This window comes from Flavobacterium sp. FlaQc-52 (assembly GCF_044007495.1).
GTDB classification, from domain to species: Bacteria; Bacteroidota; Bacteroidia; order Flavobacteriales; family Flavobacteriaceae; genus Flavobacterium; species Flavobacterium cupriresistens.
Genome location: NZ_JBIPCV010000005.1, coordinates 316,476 through 336,074, shown reverse-complemented (window position 1 = coordinate 336,074; position 19,599 = coordinate 316,476). Strand labels below are relative to the sequence as shown.

Genomic DNA, 19,599 nt, shown 5'->3' with positions numbered 1-19,599 from the left:
AAGATTCAAAGGTGCATAGGTACAAAGATTTGACTAAATTATTTTACTTTATTCCTTGTTTTTACAGCGAACTCGCCATTATTTTTTGGTATAAATCGGGCTTCTTTTCAATAAATACGAAACAGAATCGATCCAACTGTCTTTTATACTGAACAACGGTTTTCTGGTTTGAGAATATATTTTTGTGTTGTTTTTGTACATATCAAAATATACTGTATAGTAGTAATACGTCTGGGTATTGGTACTGGTTGTCCCAATATCGCTTGTTTTTACCTTTTTATTGTTATCGCTAATTTTAGCATTCCCACTATTATAGGCTACTGATGTTGCGCTTTCGGCCGTTGTAAAAGAAATTTTGGCAGCCACGATGTTGTCAACTCCAAGAATTTTTTGAAGGTCTTCAATCGGAGTCTCGTCGATGTTTTTATAATCAATTCCGGCTTTATGCAACAAACTGTTTGTTGTTCGCAAATCCTGAACTGTCAGCGGGAAAATATTAGAAGACTTATCTAATAATTTGTTATAAAGGTCGTTTTGAGCAAATTTAGACATCTCCTCAGAACTTTGCAGATTGTCTGCATTTACATAAGGAACGGGCAATACCGCAATAGTATTGGGCTTCATGTCGGCACTGGCTAGCGTTTGATTTGAGTTGTTGTTTGCATTAGTGCTACTTACCACATTAGTGTTTGTAGAAACATCAAAGGTCTGAGAACGACCACTGGCAAAATCAATTCTGGCAATTTGGGAGATATCCAGTGAAATTTGCAACGTCTCACCCGGTAAAGAATATTCTACGGTTTTATCAGACATTTTTGCAATAGTACATTCAATAATCTGGTAGTCACGTTTTATTATTTTATCTAACTTTTTGCTTCCATTTTGAGCAAAACCTGCAATCGTAACCAATAACATAATTATCGCAAAAAACTTTGTAGTTTTCATAATCTTAATCATTTAAATTACCCTACTCTTATGGCTTTTCGGTCACTCCATTCAAAATACAGATAACAATGCTACCTGCCTGATTAAATTGATAAACGGTATTTGTCCGCTTATAATTGTTTCAATTTGATTAGTCAAAGTTATCAACTTAGAGGCTCGCAAAAAATGATATATGTCATACCTTTTGAATGCAATTAATTTCACCACATAGAGACATAGTCAACAAAACCTAAAAAAGACGTTTCACTCCAAATAAATCACGTAAGCCCATGCGAAAAAATTATGATTTTCTTAAAACACCTCAAAATAATTTTTTACCACGAATTGACGCGATTTTTTAAAGTTTGACGACTATTATAATTCGTGTTAATTGGTGAAATTCGTGTCAACCCTTATTTTGTTCCCTGCCCCTACATATTCTGCGTGTAAAAATTATAATCTTTTAAAATTACCCTTAAAAAATCACGTTCATTGCCGGATTGATTTTTGATTCCGGTAACACTTTCAATTTTAGTAACCAATTTAGTAATGGTTTCATAGTCGTTTTTAAGATCTGCTTTTTGAAATGTTTCCTTTATAATTCGCATATCATTATCAGACAATTTTATCACCAAAGGATAAGTCGGAATATAAGCGTCTCCTATCTCTTCGAGAATGGTATGACTTATATTAATTTTATTCTTTAAAGTAATAACAGCAGTTCCCGCTACCATGTCCCCCAAACGTTGTCCTTTTTTACTCGAAACTACAGCTACCAAAGCAATAACACCGCTAAAAATAGAAATATCTACAAGTCTGAAAAACCATCGCATCAAGTAGTCTCCAAAACCGGCCTGATAGCCATCAATTTTCACCACTTTTATCTTAACCAGCTTTTTTCCGATCGTTTGACCTTCAAAAATGCTTTCTAATGTGAGCGAATAAATGACAACCGGGAAATAAAGCAGCAAAAGGATCGATATTCTGGACCAATTATCCATACCGTCTAATGCCATATCTAAATGGAATGCGTAAAAAAATATCCCGTAAATGACTATGAGATAGGCAAATTTAATAATCAAATCGATAAAATAAGAGCCGATCCGCTCGCCGGCAGATGCTGCTATAAAATTTATTTTAACATTTTGCGTAGTATTTATTGATAATTCTGACATATTTTATATTTTAGCCCATAATGAGAGAGATCGCCTTCATAAAACAAAATAAAGAAAAATGGCTGGAATTTGAGCTAGCTATTTTCGGTAAAGCTAAAAAAAATCCTGATGAGTTAGCCAATTTGTACATTCAAATGATGAATGATTTGTCTTACGCTCAAACGTATTACCCAAAAAGCAAGACTGTCGTTTATCTAAATCATTTGGCTTCACAGATCTATCAGAAAATTTACAAAACCAAACGAGCTGAGAAAAACAGGTTTTTGGAATTTTTCAGAACCGAAGTGCCTTTGCTGGTGTACGAATACAGAAGATATCTCTTGTATTCTTTTGTCTTATTTTTTATAATGGTGGGTATTGGTGTTATTTCGGCACGATACGACACTAATTTTGTTCGCTTAATTTTAGGGGACGGTTATGTAAACATGACTTTAGAAAACATTAAAAAAGGAGATCCTATGGCCGTTTATGCCTCTGGAAGTAATTGGGGAAGTTTTATTGGTATCACCATGAACAACCTTTATGTAGGAGCCAGATGTTATATTTATGGTCTTTTTGCAGGAATTGGCACTTTTTATATTGCCATGCAAAACTGCATTATGTTAGGGGCTTTTCAGTACTTTTTTTACGAACAAGGTGTTTTCTGGAAAAGTGTTCGTGGAATCTGGATTCATGGTTCAATGGAAATTTTTGCCATCGTAATCGAAACCGCTGCCGGATTTATTCTCGGAGCCTCGATATTGTTTCCAAAGACATTTTCCCGGGTAAATTCTTTTAAAATAGGTTTCAAAAACAGTTTCAAAATCTTCCTGAGCACCTTTCCTTTTACCATTGGCGCAGGATTCCTTGAAGGTTTTATCACCCGATATTCAATCGATATGCCCAACGTACTAAGCAGTTTCATCATACTGTTAACCTTAGGTATTATCTCTTTTTACTATTTGGTTTATCCTTTTATCGTACACAAAAAAATACAACAACTATCAGCCAAATTGATCTAATCAGTACCGATAATGAATAAAATTTTCTTTGTTTTATCTTTTCTTTTTTTCTTTAGCATCACAAATGCTCAAGATACCTTGGTGACTGTTGATCCGCCAAAAATTACTTCGGTAAAATATACGGAGAAAGATATCATAATCGATTCGGATACGGTTGAGGCCAAAACTTTTCATACAGATTTCAAGAAAAAATATACTTCCTCAGACTTTGTGTACGAATACAAAGCCCCTGAGAAAAATCTCTGGGATCATTTTAAAGAATGGCTGGCCAGTATTTTAAGAAATCTGTTCACTTTCAGCAACCCGCAGGCCGCATTAAATTTTGTGTCTATTTTATTGAAAGTGCTCGCCGTACTGATTATTGTTTTTGTAATCTATCTGATCGTAAAAGCAATAATTAATAAAGAAGGTAAATGGATTTTCGGAAAAGATTCTCATAAAAAGACCATCTATTATTCTGAACTCGAGAAAAACATACATCTGTTAGATTTCAAAAAACTCATTCAGGAGAGTATCGAAAAAGGAGAAAGAAGAATCGCAATACGCTACTATTACCTTTGGTTATTAAAAGTTATGGCGCAAAACCATTATATCGAATGGGATATCGAAAAAACCAATTCCGATTATTTATACGAGCTTCAAAGCCCCGTTTATAAGGAAGAGTTCACTTATTTATCCTATTTGTACAACTATATTTGGTATGGCGAATTTGAAATTGATGAAACCACTTTCAAAAAAGCAGAAAACCGTTTTAAGAATTCAATAAAAACCTTTAGCAATGAATAAATCCGTAAAAATTTACATCGCTATTCTGGTTTTTGTTTTTGCTCTTATTGTAATAACCAGTGCCAATAAACCCAAACCGATCGATTGGAGACCAACCTACTCTGTCAATGATAAAATTCCATACGGATTATATATTTTTGACAAAGAAATTGGTGGCTTACTAAAAAAGCAAAAAATTGAACGCATCGCTACTATAACTCCATATGAGTTTTTAGATTCAAAATATATTCCCGATACTGTTTCCGGAAAATACAGCATTAAAGGTACTTTTTTCAATATAGCCGAACTTGGCGATATTGACGATCAGTCCATAACTGAGCTTTTTTACTTTGTATCTCATGGAAATAATGCTTTTTTGAGCATGAAAACATTCCCCCAGTCGATATTAGACAGTTTGAAGATTGAGATAAACACCAACTTTCAAGCTGCGCCTAATGCAAAGGTCTGGATGGCTAACACAAAAGTAAGTTCCAAAAAATACCTGCTTAAAGATGTTGGTATTGAAAATTATTTCACAAAAATAGATACGGCAACGACTACCATTTTGGGCTATCAGGGTAATCAAAAAGAAAAACATGTCAACTTTATAAAAGTCCCTTATTCAGGTGGCTATTTTTATTTGCACATGCAACCTGTTGCTTTTACCAACTACCATTTATTAAAAAAGGATCATTATCAGTATGCCGAAAATGTGCTTTCGTATATGCCAAAAGGAAACATTTACTGGTACACCAAAGGACAAAACAGCGAATCCATTTCTGATTCACCGTTGCGATACATTTTAAGTCAGCCCGCATTAAAATGGGCATGGTACCTGTTGCTAATTGGAATTCTGATTTTTATTATTTTTAATGCCAAACGAAAACAGAGAATCGTTCCAATCCTAAAACCGCTCCCTAACTTAACCGTTGATTTCACCAAAACTATCGGAAACTTATACTACCAGGAAGGCGATCATGATAACATTATCGATAAAAAAATCATTTATTTCCTCGAAAGAATACGAAATGAGTACCTAATCGACACCACAAAACTCGACGATACTTTTATCCAGAAACTGCATCACAAATCAGGAAAAGAGGAAAAAGACATCCGCGAACTTGTATTTTTGATCAACGAATACCGAAGAAGTTATCACGGAAGTCTCGAAGAAGATTTAATTCGAATTAATAATGCCATCGAGAAGATTTTAAATTAATACTTTTAACAGAAATTCATTCAAAAGAAAACATACCACAACATGGACGATATAAATACAACAAAAACAGAAATTACAAACGAAAATGTAAATTTTGAAACCCGACTAAACCTAACGCCACTTTTAGATCACGTTAGCAGTATCAAAAAAGAGTTGGAAACGGTAATTGTAGGTCAGCATAAAATGATTGATCAGCTTTTGGTTGCTATACTATCAAACGGACATGTTTTGTTGGAAGGAGTTCCCGGAGTTGCTAAAACCATTACGGCAAAATTACTCTCAAAAACGTTAAACATTGGTTTCAGCCGAATCCAGTTTACACCGGATTTAATGCCTTCCGATATTTTAGGAACTTCGATTTTTAACCTGAAAAACTCTGAATTCGAATTTAAAAAAGGACCAATCTTCTCTAATTTAATTCTAATCGATGAGATTAACCGTGCTCCTGCCAAAACACAGGCTGCCCTTTTTGAAGTTATGGAGGAACGTCAGATTACTATTGATGGGTCTGCTTATAAATTAGAAACTCCCTTTTTGGTAATTGCCACGCAAAACCCTATTGAACAAGAAGGAACGTATCGTTTACCTGAAGCACAATTAGACCGTTTTTTATTCAAAATCACCATCGATTATCCAAAATTGGATGAAGAAATTCAAATCATTCAAAGAGAACATTTGCTACAAGATCACGGCAAACTGGAAGCGATAAAAACGATACTTTCTGCAGTAGAGATCAAAGACTATCAGGCATTAATCAAACAAATCAGAGTAGAACAAAATCTATTGGAATACATTGCCAGAATCGTAGTAAACACGCGTGAAAATGCCTTCTTGTACCTTGGAGCCTCTCCTCGTGCCTCAATCGCAATTCTAAATGCAGCCAAAGGTTTTGCAGCCATTCGTGGTCGTGATTTTGTAACACCAGAAGATATTAAAGACGCAACTGTTCCTGTGCTGCAACACCGCGTTATCGTCTCACCGGAACGCGAAATGGAAGGAATCACTAGCTCTGAAATCATCAAACAAATCATAGAAACCGTAGAAATTCCAAGATAAATGTTGCTTGCAAAATGTAAAAAGTAACACGGAACATCCTCAACGTGAAACCTGAAACAAAAAAAACCTGAAACAAAAAAACTTGAAACAAAAAAACCTGAAACCATTAAAAACGTGAAATTCATAAAAAGTCTATACATCAACAACTTCTTCTTCTACGTGCTTCTGGGCATTGTCGGACTGTTTTTTTGTGCTTTTATTTTTCCCACTTTATATAACGGCGTTTGGTTTATAGTTTTAGTTCTCACTACTTTTTTAGCATTAGACATTTTACTCCTGTATTTAGCCAGAACCGGTATTGAAGCATCGAGAAATACGCCCGAAAAACTTTCAAATGGCGATTTAAACCCAATACAAATTACAATCAAGAATCAATATACTTTTCCGATTTCGGCGAAGGTCATTGATGAAATTCCGTTTCAATTTCAAGTCCGTGATTTCAAAATTATAAAAAGCATAAAAGCCTCCGCTCAGGAAGAAATTGGATACGATTTGCGTCCGACGGAACGTGGCGAATACTATTTTGGAAATCTTAATATCTATGTTTCTTCCCCATTAAAATTAATCTCCCGAAGATTTACTTTTGATAAAGACCAAATGGTTCCAACCTATCCGTCTTATATTCAATTAAGAAAATACGATCTCTTTGCTATTTCGAACAACTTGTTTCAATACGGAATTAAAAAAAATCGTCGTATCGGACATACCATGGAATTTGAACAAATCAAAGAATACGTTCAGGGCGATGATCTGCGAACTATAAACTGGAAAGCCACAGCAAAGAAAAATGCCTTGATGGTGAATCAATTTCAGGACGAAAAATCACAATCAGTTTATCTGGCAATTGACAAAGGACGTGTCATGCAAATGCCTTTTAACGGCTTAAGTTTATTGGACTATGCTATAAATTCAACTTTGGTTTTATCGAATGTAATTCTGAAAAAACAAGACAAAGCGGGAATTTTCGCCTTCTCTAAAAAAGTAGAAAACAGAGTTTTTGCCGAAAAAAGAGGCTCGCAAATGCAAAAGATCCTCGAGACTTTGTACAACATCAAAACCGATTTTTTTGAGAGTGATTACAGCCGTTTGTATGTTGACATCAAGAAAAACATCAACCAAAGAAGTTTGATCATTCTGTACACCAATTTTGAAACAATGGATGGTCTAAACAGGCAATTGCCCTATTTAAAAGGAATTGCAAAAAGCCATTTATTAGTGGTTATTTTCTTCAGCAATACTGAACTGAATGAAATTATCCATAAAAAAACGGGTACGATACAGGAAATATACGATAAGGTTATTGCTGAAAAATTCATGTTCGAAAAACGACTAATCGCCAACGAACTTAAAAAGTACGGAATTCATTCGATACTTACACAACCCGAGAATCTGACTCTGGATGCTATTAACAAGTATCTGGAAATTAAGTCGAGAGGGATTTTGTAATTAGGTGAAATGTTTTTTGTGAAATTTAAAATGGTTACCGAATTTAAAATATAAAACTATGAAAAAAGTAATTTTGATTGTATTCTTTTTCACAAGCATTTTCTCAAATGCACAGGAAAAAGAAACAATAACAGTTCCAAAAGGAATTGTTTATAATTACTGCAGTCCTAAAGTTCTCGAAAATGCAAAAAAATTAATCACTAGTAATTTATCCAATAGCAACGATTATAAACTTCTACAAGAAAATATGATTGTTGGCCCAGAACTATGGAAAAGATACAAGGACAATAAAAACATTCAAAAACTACAGACAGGAAATGTTCAATTTCATGTTAATAATTCAGTATTAGATGGACAAATGACTCATGACATCAATGACACCAAAATAATATGGGATGAATTCAAAAATGAAGTATCGCAAGGATATAAAATTCGAAAAGCAAATGAAGACGAATTAAAGTATTATTGGTCAGTTATATCATTTGACATTGATGAACCTTTATTAATCATAGAAACAAAAGAGCACAATTACATTTTAAATATCTTAAAAAAGAAACTAAAACTATTGTGGCTGGATGAAGCTCCTAAAAAAGATCAAAAACCAATTACTCAAGGAATGAAAGAAACCAAAATTGAAAAAGTTTTGTTGCTGAGTTCCGATGATGAAATAACCCAAAATAGTTCTGTTGAAGACATTACATTAATCATAGAAAAAACGCAAAAAATATTTAATGAATTGTTTCAAAATTCCGAAAAATCAGGAAAAATTATGATTCAGTTTGAATTAAAAAAAGATACGAATGAAATACAATTCGCCGTTAAAGATGATCTGGATTTAGATATAATGAAAGAATTTGAAAAAAGAATTAATAGCGAGCAATATCCAAATTCAAAAAAAGACCCTGTTAAACTTCAGTTACTTTGTAAAGTAAACTCGTTTGATGAAACGGAATAAATTGTTTTTGGGTTCATTAAAAATAAACTTTTATAATCTTGAATTTTTATAAATCAATAAATATGAAAAAATTACTTTTAATTCCATTCATTTTAATCAGCTTTTTGTCGAGCGCACAAAAAACAGAAAATATTATTATCATCACCACAGACGGTTTCAGATGGCAGGAAGTCTTTAAAGGGATGGATACCGCAATTGCCAACGACAAAAAATTCAATCAGGGAGACAGTACCTACATCTACAAGAAATATTACAGTGCTGACAGCAATGAAAGCCGCAAAAAAATAATGCCCTTTTTCTGGTCCGAAATTGCTTCGAAAGGACAAATTTATGGCAATCGCGATTTCGGAAATAACGTTGACGTTTCCAATCCATACTGGTTTAGCTATCCCGGATACAGTGAGATTATGACTGGAAATGTAGATTTGCAGATCAATGCTAACTCTTACAAAGCCAATCCAAATGTAAATATTTTGGAATTTTTAAATCAGCAGCCAAAGGAAAAAGGAAAAACGGTTGCTTTTGGTGCCTGGGATGCTTTTGACAGAATTCTAAACGAAAAAAGAAGCAACTTCCCCGTAATTTCGGCCTTTGATAAAGTAGGCGGAAAGAAACCAACAGCAAATCATAAATTATTAAACGAAATGCGTGATAACTCGTTTAAGCCTTTTCATGAAGACGAGTGCCTTGATGTTTTTACCCATTATGAAGCCTTAAACGAACTCAAAACCAACAAACCAAAAGTACTCTATATTGCTTACGGAGAAACCGATGAATGGGCTCATGCAGGACATTACAAATCGTATCTGGATGCCGCAAACCAAGTTGATAAATGGATCAAAGAAATCTGGAATTTTGTACAAAATGATCCGCAATACAAAAACAAAACGACACTGCTAATTACGGTAGATCACGGTCGCGGAGACAAAACAAAAGCACAATGGACCGATCACGGTAAAGATATAGAAGGAGCCTCACAAATCTGGTTTGCCGCAATGGGGCCTGAAATAGCGCCAAAAGGAGAAATCAAAACAGCAACGCAATTGTATCAAAAACAATTCGCACAAACCATTGCCAAAATCATGGGATATACTTTTACAGCACCCCATCCCGTAGAAAAAGAAATAACAGAATTGTTTAAAAATTAAGCAATCCGTAAGATATTTTTTTGCCACGAATTTCACGAATTCACACGAATTATAATAGTAGTCAAACTTTAAAAATTCGCGCCAATTCGTGAAATTCGTGGCAATCTTTTAAACCTTTTTCTAAACTCTGCAGCTTTACCTCTCTGAGCCTTTGCAGCTTTAAAAAAAACTCAGAACCTTAGCAACTCAGTACCTCAGCACCTCAAAAAAAAACTCTGCCACTTTGCAACTCAACCCCTATACAACTTTAAAAAAAATCTCAGTACCTTAGCCCCTCAAAAACTTAGTTCCTTTAAAAAAAATGAAACAAATTACCTCAATACAAAATCCGTTTATCAAATCGCTTGTTTTACTTCAGGAAAAAGCAAAAGCCCGCAAACAAACCGGAACATTTTTGATTGAAGGCCTACGTGAAATTTCTATCGCCATAAAAGGAGGTTATGAAATTGAAACCGTTTTATTTTTACCCGAACTGGTTACCGAGAATCAAATTAATAAAATCGTTAATTCGCCGGTTCAACTTATTGAAATCAACAAAGAAGTCTATCAAAAATTGGCTTACAGAGATACTACAGAAGGCATTTTGGCAGTAGCCAAAACCAAATCAATGCAATTATCGGATTTAAAATTATCCGATAACCCCTTAATTTTAGTAGCCGAAGCACCCGAAAAACCCGGAAATATTGGAGCCCTTTTGCGTACCGCAGATGCTGCTAATTTGGATGCCGTTTTAATTGCCAATCCAAAAAGCGATTTATACAACCCTAATATTGTGCGTTCCAGTGTAGGTTGTTTGTTTACCAATCAAATTGCCACAGGAACTACTGCAGAAATTATCGCTTATTTGAAAGAAAAAAAGATTGATTTTTACTGCGCAACGTTGCAAAATTCGACCTCTTACCACACACAAAACTTCACAACTCCAACTGCTTTAGTTGTCGGAACAGAAGCCACAGGTCTGACACAAGACTGGCGTGATGCAGCTACACAAAATATCATTATACCAATGCAAGGCGAAATCGACAGTATGAACGTGTCTGTTGCGGCAGCCATTTTAATTTTCGAAGCCAAACGCCAAAGAGGATTTAACTAACATCAAATTTTAAATAATTATGAATTACAAAGTATCACTTTTAGCTTTATTATTTAGTTTTTCAGTTTCAGCACAAATCACCAATCAGGAGGTCGATGAATTGGTCAATCGAACGATAAAAGCCTTTGATGTCCCCGGAATTTCAGTTGCAATTGTAAAAGATGGAAAAGTAGTTCTGGCAAAAGGATATGGCGTAAAATCAGTTATAACCCAACAAAAAGTAGATGCCAACACCTTGTTTGGAATCGCCTCAAACAGTAAAGCCTTTACAAGTGCCGCACTGGCTATGTTGGTAGATGAAGGTAAAATAAAATGGGATGACAAAGTCGTAAAATACCTCCCGGATTTTAAAATGTCAATCGATTATGTAACGGAAGAATTTACAATCCGTGATTTACTAACCCACCGCAGCGGACTTGGACTTGGTGCCGGAGATTTAATGATCTGGCCTGATGGAAGTGATTTTACCGCTAAGGATATCATTCATAATTTACGCTATTTAAAACCGGTTTCCAGTTTTAGAACAAAATACGATTACGACAATTTAATGTACATCATTGCAGGTGAAATTGTGCATGTTGTAAGCGGTCAAAGCTGGGCAGAGTTTGTCGAAACCCGCATTATGAAACCGTTGGAAATGAACGAAAGTGTCGCTTCGATAAAACGTCTTAAAGATACTTCAAACGTAATTACGCCTCACGTTCCTGTTGATGGAAAGTTAAAAACAATCAAAAGATACGAAAACCAACTTTTCGATGGAGCAGCCGGAATTTATTCGAGTGTCAATGATTTGAGCAAATGGGCCATTTTACAAATCAACAATGGAAAATATGGTGATAAACAACTGTTCTCAGAAAAAGAGCACGACGAAATGTGGCAATTACAAACCATTATCCCTGCCAAAACAAGACCTCCTTACAATACTCATTTCTCAGGATACGGTTTAGGTTGGTTTTTGAATGATGTAAAAGGCTATAAACAAGTTTCTCACACGGGTGGTTTAGAAGGAAACGTAACACAAACGACTTTAATTCCTGAAATAGGTTTAGGAATTATTGTTTTAACCAATCAACAATCAGGAGCAGCGTTTAGCGCCATTACCAATACGATCAAAGACAGTTATTTAGGCATCAAACCCGAAGATTACGTAACGCTTTACAGCAACAGAGTAAAAGCCAACGAAGCATCTGCCGATAAAGTTACCGATGAAGTTTGGGCCACTGTTGCAAAAAACAAAAAAGACAAACTTAAAACAGATTTCAGTAAAATTACAGGAAGCTACCAGGACAATTGGTTTGGAAAAATCACTATTACAGAGAAAAAAGGAAAAGTATACTTTGCTTCTCAACGTTCACCACAACTGGCAGGCGAAATCTTTTTCTATAAAGACGGCAACTATGTCGTAAAATGGAACAATGCGTTTTTCCATGCCGACGCTCATCTCTTATTTAAATATGATGAAAGTGGAAAAGTAGCGAATCTAAAAATGCTCCCTATTTCTGAATTAACGGATTTCAGTTACGACTTCCAGGATTTAGATTTTACGAAGGAATAGTTTTCAGTCGCAGTTTTCAGTCTCAGTCTCAGTTCTGCGTTTTCAATTTAACTTTGAAAACGCAGAACTGAGATTTTTTTTTAATTCTTATCCCAAGTTCTAAACCAGACTGAAAACTGAGACTGAGACTGAGACTGAGACTGAGACCGAAACTGTCAGGCTGAGCGAAGTCGAAGCCCCCCTACTAACCTCACAAGCCTTCAACTTCGCTCAAAGTGACAATCGTTTTCAAAAAAAAGCATTTCACACCTCTAAATTTCTACATTATTCCCTTCAAAAAACTAAAATCTAAAATCTGAAATCAACACGTTATTCCCTTGCGTATGTTCTAACTTATTCTTATTTTTAGTACTTGAACTATGCCGTTATGATAGAAATAGATATTGAAAAAGAAAACAAAGCAATTGCCCAAGAATATAAAGAATTACTTCGGATTAGCTACCAGACTTTATCACCTACCGACAAAAAACTGATTCGAAAAGCTTTTGATGTAGCAGTTGATGCACATAAAGAGCAGCGCCGCAAATCCGGTGAAGCCTATATCTTTCATCCTATTGCTGTTGCAAAAATTGTGGCCTCCGAAATTGGTTTAGGAGCCACCTCTATTGCTGCGGCTTTATTGCACGATGTTGTGGAAGATACTCCAATAACGGTGGAAGATATTGAGCGTTTATTTAATCCAAAAGTAGCGCAATTGGTCGAAGGACTAACCAAGATTTCGATGGTTCAAAGAGATTTGAATGCCTCAATGCAGGCAGAAAATTTCAGAAAAATGATTCTGACGCTTAACGATGACGTTCGTGTGATCTTGATCAAACTGGCAGATCGTTTGCACAACATGCAGACTATGGATTCTATGGCTGAATACAAACAAACCAAAATTGCCTCAGAAACCCTGTATATTTATGCGCCACTTGCCCATCGTTTAGGATTATACAACATCAAAACAAAACTGGAAGATTTAGGTTTAAAATATACCGAGCCGGCAGTTTATGAAGATATTGTCAGCAAAATAAGAGAAACCAAAGAAGAACAGGATGCTTATATCAAAGACATTTCTGATGTTTTGAAAAAATCTTTAGACGCCGAAAATGTAGATTACATTATTAAAGGCCGTCCAAAATCGATCTATTCGATCCGTCGAAAAATGCGTGCTCAAAATGTAAGTTTTGACGAAGTATACGACAAATTTGCCCTTAGAATAGTCTACAAATCAGATCCACACGATGAGAAATTTATCGCCTGGAAAATTTATTCTATCGTAACCGATCATTACAGACCCAGCCCAAGTCGTTTACGTGACTGGATTTCCTCTCCGAAATCAACAGGTTACGAAGCCCTGCACATCACTGTCATGGGACCAAAAGGCCGTTGGGTTGAAGTACAGGTTCGAAGTGAACGTATGGATGAAATTGCCGAAAAAGGATACGCAGCCCACTACAAATATAAAAACGGAGCCACAGAAGAAAGCGGATTAGATGTTTGGTTGAATTTGCTTCGCGAAGCTTTAGAAAATCAGGAGACAAATGCGGTTGATTTTGTGGAAGATTTCAAAATGAATTTATACTCAAAAGAAATCTTCATTTTTACTCCAAAAGGAGAAATCAAGTCCTTACCAAAAGGTGCCACTTCGCTTGATTTTGCTTTTAGTATTCACTCCGAAATTGGAATCAAAACCAGAGGAACACGTGTAAACGGACGTCTTGTTCCTTTAAATCACGAGTTAAAAAGCGGTGATCAGGTTGAAGTTATTACTTCTGCAAATCAGAAACCAACCATAAACTGGTTGGAATATGTAACCACTTCCAGAGCAAAAACCAAGATTAAAAATGTTCTGAACGAGAACACTAAGAAAATCGGTGAGGAAGGAAAAGAATTACTTACCCGAAAACTGAAACATTTAAAAATAACCATCAACGAGCAGGTTATTAATGAATTAGTTAACTTTTTCAAACTAAAAACAAGCTTAGATTTATTTTACAGAGTTGGAATTGGTGCTATTGAGAATCAGCAATTAAAAGATTATGCTGCTCAAAAAAGCAACACCTTTATCAATTTCTTTAAAAATAAAATCAAAAGAAATAAAGATACCGCAGCCGACGACATTCATAAACCTGTTATAAGCAGCAATTATGATATGCTGGTTTTTGGAACCGAGCATGACAAACTCGATTATAAACTTTCGCAATGTTGTAACCCGATTCCGGGGGATGATGTTTTTGGATTTGTAACCATAAACGAAGGAATTAAAGTCCACAAAAAAGACTGTCCAAATGCGATCGGAATGCAGTCAAATTACGCCTACCGTATCATGAGTGCCAAATGGATCGATTCGTCTCAGGAAGAATTCAAAGCCATTATCAACATTACCGGAATGGACGTTTTAGGACTTACAAACCAGCTAACAAGAGTAATTTCAAACAATATGAGTGTCAATATTCAAAGTATTTCTTTGAGTACCGATGCCGGAATTTTCCACGGTCAGATTGCGGTGATTGTTCAAAACAACACCATTTTGAAGAAAATGATTAATGCCATTAAAAAAATTGACGGAGTCGACAAAGTAACTCGTGAATACCGAACCTAAACCGATACTCCTACTCTATTTATACTAAAATTATACTGATGAAAAATAATTCCTTAGAAATTCCGAAATTAAATTTTGACGCAAATGGAAGCCTCGTAATTGTCGCTTCTGAAACTTCCTCAAAACATGATTTTGACTTTTTTCAGGGAAAATCCATTATTCAAAACAGAAAATTAAAAAAAAGATTTGCCAATTGCACCGAATGGATTGAATTTCCCTCCACACAGGAAATGTACAAGATTCTAAACGGAATTGGTAATATTGATAATTTTCTCGCTACGTTTAATGGCGAACCTTTTGAAGGAATGACAGTTCGTTTGTTTAATCCCGCCACAAAATTGTGGAGTATTTATTGGTCCGATTCAACAACGGGGGTTTTAGACCAACCTGTAATCGGTTCCTTTGAAGACAATGTGGGGCACTTTTTTTCAGAAGACACTTTTGAAGGCCGAAACGTAATTCAGGTATTCCGTTGGGATGCCCGCGATAAAAAAAAGCCAATCTGGAGTCAGGCCATGAGTGACGACAAAGGCAAAACATGGGAATGGAACTGGTTTATGTTTATGACAAAAACTGAATAAATATTTTGTTAGTATTATCTCAAATAAAAATAAATATGTTAATAAAGCGAACTTAAACCGGTAAAAAAAAGTAACGCAAAACCCTTAAACAAGAGCTTTTGCCACACATAAACTCCGATTTGAAAGTTAAACTTTAAACCTGAAACTTTTATTCATTAAAATAAAAAATTATCTTTGCCAGATTATGACACTAATTTCAACTGACAATTCTAAAAATCAAGAAATTGTAAAAAATGTTTTTACGATGTATCTTGAGCAAAAAGGGCATCGCAAAACTCCTGAGCGTTATGCTATACTTCAGGAAATTTACGATAGCGAAGAGCACTTTGATATAGAAAATCTTTATATCAAAATGAAGAACAAAAACTATCGTGTGAGTAGAGCAACTTTATACAACACGATCGAGTTATTGTTGGACTGCGCTTTGGTTAGAAAACATCAATTTGGGCAAAATCAGGCTTACTATGAGAAGTCTTATTTTGATAAGCAACACGATCACATTATCATGACTGATTCCGGTGAAGTGATCGAATTTTGTGATCCAAGAATTCAAACCATCAAAAAAACAATCGAAGAAATCTTTGACATCGAGATCACCAATCACTCTTTGTATTTCTACGGGAACAAAAAACAAAAACAATAGTCCGAAAGGAATTATTTTAAAAATAAAAGAAGAAAATTAACTACATTAATCAGTAGGGCAATTTAAATTGTCTCAACGCAAATTAAAACAGAATGACCGTAGACTTATTACTAGGATTACAATGGGGAGATGAAGGTAAAGGAAAAATTGTTGACGTTCTTACCTCTAATTATGATATTATTGCACGTTTTCAAGGAGGACCAAATGCAGGACATACATTAGAATTTGACGGAATCAAACATGTATTAAGAACCATTCCTTCCGGGATTTTTCATAAAAAATCAGTAAACATCATTGGAAATGGTGTTGTAATAGATCCGGTAGTTTTTCAAAAAGAAATCGAAGGTTTAGCAAAATTTAATCTTGATATTAAATCTAAATTGATCATTTCAAGAAAAGCACATTTAATTTTACCAACACACCGTTTGTTAGATGCCGCTTCTGAAGCATCAAAAGGAAAAGCAAAAATCGGTTCTACACTTAAAGGAATTGGTCCAACTTATATGGACAAAACCGGTAGAAACGGATTGCGCGTTGGAGATATCGAATTAGAAGATTTCAAAGAAAGATACAGAGCATTAGCAGACAAACATGAAGCAATGATTGCTTTTTATGATGTTGCGATCCAATACAACTTAGACGAACTTGAAAAAGAGTTTTTCGAAGCTATCGAAGAATTAAAAAAATTAGATTTTATTGACAGTGAAGAATACATGTACCAAGCTCAAAAAGCAGGTAAATCTATTCTATGCGAAGGAGCTCAAGGTTCTTTGTTAGATGTTGATTTCGGAACTTATCCTTTCGTAACATCTTCAAACACTACTGCAGCCGGAGCTTGTACTGGTTTAGGAATTGCTCCTAACAAAATCAAAGAAGTATACGGAATCTTCAAAGCTTACGTTACACGTGTAGGTAGCGGTCCATTCCCAACAGAACTTTTTGACGAAGTTGGCGCCACTATGGCAAGAGTTGGTAACGAATTTGGTTCTGTAACAGGAAGACAAAGACGTTGTGGATGGTTAGACTTAGTAGCTTTAAAATATGCTGTTCAGGTAAATGGTGTAACTCAATTAATGATGATGAAAGGCGATGTTCTTTCAGGATTTGAGACCTTAAAAGTGTGTACGGAGTACAACTACAAAGGAGAAAATATTTCTCACTTTCCTTACAACATCGAGCCGGAAAATGTAACTCCGGTTTACAAAGAGTTCAAAGGATGGCAAGCTGACTTAACTGGAATGACAACTTACGATCAATTGCCAATTGAGCTAAAAGAATATATCGAATTTATTGAAGCAGAAGTTGGAGTGCCAATCAAAATTGTATCGGTTGGGCCAGACAGAAAGCAAACAATAACGAAATAATTAATACTAAACGCTCTGATGATCAGAGCGTTTTTTTTATGCAAAACATTTTCTCCTATGACAAATCCTAAAATTAAAATAACAGAAACTAAATTATTATCAGACAATTGGTATACTTTAAACAAAGTAACTTTTGATTATCAATTAGGAAATAAAGAAACAGAATCGCACATCCGTGAAGTCTACGATCGCGGGAACGGAGCTGCCATTTTACTTTATAACAGAACAAAGAAAACGGTAGTGCTAACGAGACAATTCCGCATGCCAACTTTCCTTAACGGAAATAAGACCGGAATGATGATCGAAGTTTGCGCCGGACTTCTGGATCAGGAAAATGCAGAAGCAGCCATCATTCGCGAAACAGAAGAAGAAACCGGATACCGATTAAGCAAAGTAGAAAAAGTGATCGAAACCTATATGTCACCAGGCTCAGTTACAGAAATATTATACCTTTTTATCGGTGAATATGACGAAACCATGAAAGCAAACGAAGGCGGCGGACTGGATCACGAACAGGAAAATATCGAAGTTTTGGAATATACTTTTGATGAAGCTTACAAAATGATCGAATCCGGTGAAATTTTGGATGCCAAAACGATTCTTTTACTACAACATGCTAAGATAAAAGGGTTAATTTAGTATTTATACCCATTGGATAAAATTAAATAAAAGGTTATTTTAACACATAGAGACATAGATTTAAAGTTAACATTTTTTACATTATGGTTTTCCTGCAAGGTCTTTTTTTGACCTTGTAGGTATCCTTATTTACGCTTTACACCTGCACGAAAAGACCTTGCAGGAGACAACACACATATTAAATACCATTTCTATGATTCAAAAAAATCTTAGAAAAATGCAAATCAAATAAACTATTTCAGGAATTGTGTAATTAATTCCGGCATTAAAAACAGAACTTTAGTACTCTAAAATATTCTGTATGAAAAAGTTACACAACACCCCATTCGTTCTGATTTTAATCCTCTTGATTTTATCTTCTTGTAAAAACGAACGCACTACTAAAACTACAATTAAAGAGAAGAAAACGATAACATACAAAAAGCCTGAATCTTCAGTTTCCTACCATTTTGAAAACACCAAAGAATGGCTAAAAGCAAACAAGGCCGACAGCAGCAAATTAAGCATTACTTGTGCCATAAACCGAACTGACAAGGCCAACCTTACCAAGATGGACTCTCTTATTGTTCCAACTGATTTTAGCGGTGATTTGGTTTATTACCTCCCCTTTCCGCTGCATGTTGCTTCTTTAGAAAACGTTTCAAAAGTCCTGATTTTCTCTTATCCATCTCAGGCATTTGCCGCTTATGAAAACGGCGAATTGGTTTATACCGGCCAAACCAATATGGGAAGAAAAAAAGATCCAACACCAACCGGTTTATTTTTCACCAATTGGAAAGCAGAAAAAACAACCAGTACTTTTAATGATGAATGGGACTTAAAATGGAATTTTAATATCGAAAACAAACTGGGAGTTGGTTTTCATCAATACGAATTACCGGGTTATCCTGCGTCTCATTCTTGCTTAAGACTTCTTGAAAAGGATGCTAAATATCTATACAAATGGGCAGACGAATGGATTTTGAAAGACAGCGAAAATGTAAAAGTAAAAGGAACTCCGGTTATTGTTTTTGGCAATTATCCGTTTGACGGACCAAAACCCTGGTTCGAATTGATTCATAATCCGAAAGCATTGACAATTTCGGAATCAGATATAGACAAACAAGTTGAACCTTTTTTAAAGAGTATTTTAGACAATCAAAAAGTTCGAGAAACAGCTCAATAATTTTTTTTCTAGGAGAGTTGTAATTTTTTAAAGCTGAAATATTGATTTCTCGCAAAGTCGCAGCGTCGCAAAGTTTTTATTACTTTTCATAAAACCCTGTTATTTCATGGTCATCCTCAAAAGGCAATTATAAACTTGTCATTTCGAAGCATGAGAAATCACACACGCAGCTCACGCCCAATTTGTCATTCTGAGGAACGAAGAATCTTCGTTCGCTGAATCAATTGTCTAGTGTTTTACTTTGCGGAGTTTCTTGTAAAGATTCTTCGTTCCTCAGAATGAC

At 35.1% G+C, this 19,599-nt stretch carries 17 protein-coding genes; 15 read left to right on the top strand and 2 right to left on the bottom strand.

From position 1 onward, the window contains the following. Nucleotides 1-78: 78 nt before the first annotated feature. Complete coding sequence (locus tag ACHRV5_RS11840; RefSeq protein ID WP_395426887.1) at nucleotides 79-945, bottom strand: hypothetical protein; 867 nt, start codon at nucleotides 943-945, stop codon at nucleotides 79-81. Nucleotides 946-1,355: 410 nt separating this feature from the next. After that, the gene (locus ACHRV5_RS11835; protein WP_047775503.1) at nucleotides 1,356-2,099 is read right to left on the bottom strand and encodes an RDD family protein; all 744 of its coding nucleotides are present in this window, start codon (nucleotides 2,097-2,099) and stop codon (nucleotides 1,356-1,358) included. A 20-nt stretch (nucleotides 2,100-2,119) separates the two neighbouring features. Between ACHRV5_RS11835 and ACHRV5_RS11830 the strand changes: the two genes are divergently transcribed. From ACHRV5_RS11830 to ACHRV5_RS11760, 15 genes are all read left to right on the top strand, one after another. Next, nucleotides 2,120-3,100, top strand: a complete 981-nt coding sequence (locus tag ACHRV5_RS11830) for a stage II sporulation protein M (RefSeq protein WP_395426886.1) — start codon at nucleotides 2,120-2,122, stop codon at nucleotides 3,098-3,100. A gap of 12 nt (nucleotides 3,101-3,112) precedes the next feature. Then, entirely contained in the window at nucleotides 3,113-3,886 is a 774-nt protein-coding gene (locus tag ACHRV5_RS11825; RefSeq protein ID WP_230005011.1) for a DUF4129 domain-containing protein, read from the top strand. Further along, nucleotides 3,879-5,084: a DUF4350 domain-containing protein gene (locus ACHRV5_RS11820; protein WP_395426885.1), complete on the top strand. Its 1,206-nt coding sequence runs from the start codon at nucleotides 3,879-3,881 to the stop codon at nucleotides 5,082-5,084. Before ACHRV5_RS11825 ends, ACHRV5_RS11820 begins: the two co-directional genes overlap by 8 nt. Before the next feature lie 42 nt (nucleotides 5,085-5,126). Continuing rightward, entirely contained in the window at nucleotides 5,127-6,140 is a 1,014-nt protein-coding gene (locus ACHRV5_RS11815; RefSeq protein WP_395426884.1) for an AAA family ATPase, read from the top strand. Nucleotides 6,141-6,254: 114 nt separating this feature from the next. Next, on the top strand, nucleotides 6,255-7,586 hold the full coding sequence (locus tag ACHRV5_RS11810) for a DUF58 domain-containing protein (RefSeq protein WP_395426883.1): 1,332 nt from the start codon (nucleotides 6,255-6,257) through the stop codon (nucleotides 7,584-7,586). A gap of 58 nt (nucleotides 7,587-7,644) precedes the next feature. Beyond that, nucleotides 7,645-8,541 (top strand): hypothetical protein, encoded by an 897-nt coding sequence (locus ACHRV5_RS11805; RefSeq protein WP_395426882.1) that lies wholly within the window; start codon nucleotides 7,645-7,647, stop codon nucleotides 8,539-8,541. A gap of 62 nt (nucleotides 8,542-8,603) precedes the next feature. Further along, complete coding sequence (locus ACHRV5_RS11800) at nucleotides 8,604-9,689, top strand: phosphoglyceromutase (protein WP_395426881.1); 1,086 nt, start codon at nucleotides 8,604-8,606, stop codon at nucleotides 9,687-9,689. Between the two features lie 301 nt (nucleotides 9,690-9,990). Then, the gene (locus ACHRV5_RS11795) at nucleotides 9,991-10,782 is read left to right on the top strand and encodes a TrmH family RNA methyltransferase (RefSeq protein ID WP_395426880.1); all 792 of its coding nucleotides are present in this window, start codon (nucleotides 9,991-9,993) and stop codon (nucleotides 10,780-10,782) included. 19 nt (nucleotides 10,783-10,801) lie between these two features. Further along, a complete protein-coding gene (locus ACHRV5_RS11790) occupies nucleotides 10,802-12,337 on the top strand; it encodes a serine hydrolase (RefSeq protein WP_230005005.1) in 1,536 nt (511 codons plus the stop codon). A gap of 367 nt (nucleotides 12,338-12,704) precedes the next feature. Then, nucleotides 12,705-14,924 (top strand): bifunctional (p)ppGpp synthetase/guanosine-3',5'-bis(diphosphate) 3'-pyrophosphohydrolase, encoded by a 2,220-nt coding sequence (locus tag ACHRV5_RS11785; protein WP_047775487.1) that lies wholly within the window; start codon nucleotides 12,705-12,707, stop codon nucleotides 14,922-14,924. 38 nt (nucleotides 14,925-14,962) lie between these two features. Beyond that, nucleotides 14,963-15,505, top strand: coding sequence for a hypothetical protein (locus ACHRV5_RS11780; protein WP_395426879.1), 543 nt, complete (start codon nucleotides 14,963-14,965; stop codon nucleotides 15,503-15,505). A 184-nt stretch (nucleotides 15,506-15,689) separates the two neighbouring features. Further along, nucleotides 15,690-16,148, top strand: a complete 459-nt coding sequence (locus tag ACHRV5_RS11775; protein WP_047775485.1) for a Fur family transcriptional regulator — start codon at nucleotides 15,690-15,692, stop codon at nucleotides 16,146-16,148. 92 nt (nucleotides 16,149-16,240) lie between these two features. After that, complete coding sequence (locus ACHRV5_RS11770) at nucleotides 16,241-17,512, top strand: adenylosuccinate synthase (protein WP_047775483.1); 1,272 nt, start codon at nucleotides 16,241-16,243, stop codon at nucleotides 17,510-17,512. Between the two features lie 57 nt (nucleotides 17,513-17,569). Beyond that, nucleotides 17,570-18,151, top strand: a complete 582-nt coding sequence (locus ACHRV5_RS11765; protein ID WP_395426878.1) for an NUDIX domain-containing protein — start codon at nucleotides 17,570-17,572, stop codon at nucleotides 18,149-18,151. Nucleotides 18,152-18,452: 301 nt separating this feature from the next. Further along, nucleotides 18,453-19,316 carry a L,D-transpeptidase gene (locus ACHRV5_RS11760; protein ID WP_395426877.1) on the top strand — a complete coding sequence of 288 codons (864 nt, stop codon included), beginning with the start codon at nucleotides 18,453-18,455 and terminating at the stop codon, nucleotides 19,314-19,316. Nucleotides 19,317-19,599 lie beyond the last annotated feature (283 nt).

What these genes read in the sequence shown, in the direction of transcription:
- ACHRV5_RS11805 (WP_395426882.1), top strand. Translation starts at nt 7,645, where the DNA reads ATGAAAAAAGTAATTTTGATTGTATTCTTTTTCACAAGCATTTTCTCA.
- ACHRV5_RS11820 (WP_395426885.1), top strand. Translation starts at nt 3,879, where the DNA reads ATGAATAAATCCGTAAAAATTTACATCGCTATTCTGGTTTTTGTTTTT.
- ACHRV5_RS11785 (WP_047775487.1), top strand. Translation starts at nt 12,705, where the DNA reads ATGATAGAAATAGATATTGAAAAAGAAAACAAAGCAATTGCCCAAGAA.
- ACHRV5_RS11760 (WP_395426877.1), top strand. Translation starts at nt 18,453, where the DNA reads ATGAAAAAGTTACACAACACCCCATTCGTTCTGATTTTAATCCTCTTG.
- ACHRV5_RS11825 (WP_230005011.1), top strand. Translation starts at nt 3,113, where the DNA reads ATGAATAAAATTTTCTTTGTTTTATCTTTTCTTTTTTTCTTTAGCATC.
- ACHRV5_RS11795 (WP_395426880.1), top strand. Translation starts at nt 9,991, where the DNA reads ATGAAACAAATTACCTCAATACAAAATCCGTTTATCAAATCGCTTGTT.
- ACHRV5_RS11815 (WP_395426884.1), top strand. Translation starts at nt 5,127, where the DNA reads ATGGACGATATAAATACAACAAAAACAGAAATTACAAACGAAAATGTA.
- ACHRV5_RS11840 (WP_395426887.1), bottom strand. Translation starts at nt 945, where the DNA reads ATGAAAACTACAAAGTTTTTTGCGATAATTATGTTATTGGTTACGATT.
- ACHRV5_RS11830 (WP_395426886.1), top strand. Translation starts at nt 2,120, where the DNA reads ATGAGAGAGATCGCCTTCATAAAACAAAATAAAGAAAAATGGCTGGAA.
- ACHRV5_RS11765 (WP_395426878.1), top strand. Translation starts at nt 17,570, where the DNA reads ATGACAAATCCTAAAATTAAAATAACAGAAACTAAATTATTATCAGAC.
- ACHRV5_RS11800 (WP_395426881.1), top strand. Translation starts at nt 8,604, where the DNA reads ATGAAAAAATTACTTTTAATTCCATTCATTTTAATCAGCTTTTTGTCG.
- ACHRV5_RS11835 (WP_047775503.1), bottom strand. Translation starts at nt 2,099, where the DNA reads ATGTCAGAATTATCAATAAATACTACGCAAAATGTTAAAATAAATTTT.
- ACHRV5_RS11775 (WP_047775485.1), top strand. Translation starts at nt 15,690, where the DNA reads ATGACACTAATTTCAACTGACAATTCTAAAAATCAAGAAATTGTAAAA.
- ACHRV5_RS11770 (WP_047775483.1), top strand. Translation starts at nt 16,241, where the DNA reads ATGACCGTAGACTTATTACTAGGATTACAATGGGGAGATGAAGGTAAA.
- ACHRV5_RS11780 (WP_395426879.1), top strand. Translation starts at nt 14,963, where the DNA reads ATGAAAAATAATTCCTTAGAAATTCCGAAATTAAATTTTGACGCAAAT.
- ACHRV5_RS11790 (WP_230005005.1), top strand. Translation starts at nt 10,802, where the DNA reads ATGAATTACAAAGTATCACTTTTAGCTTTATTATTTAGTTTTTCAGTT.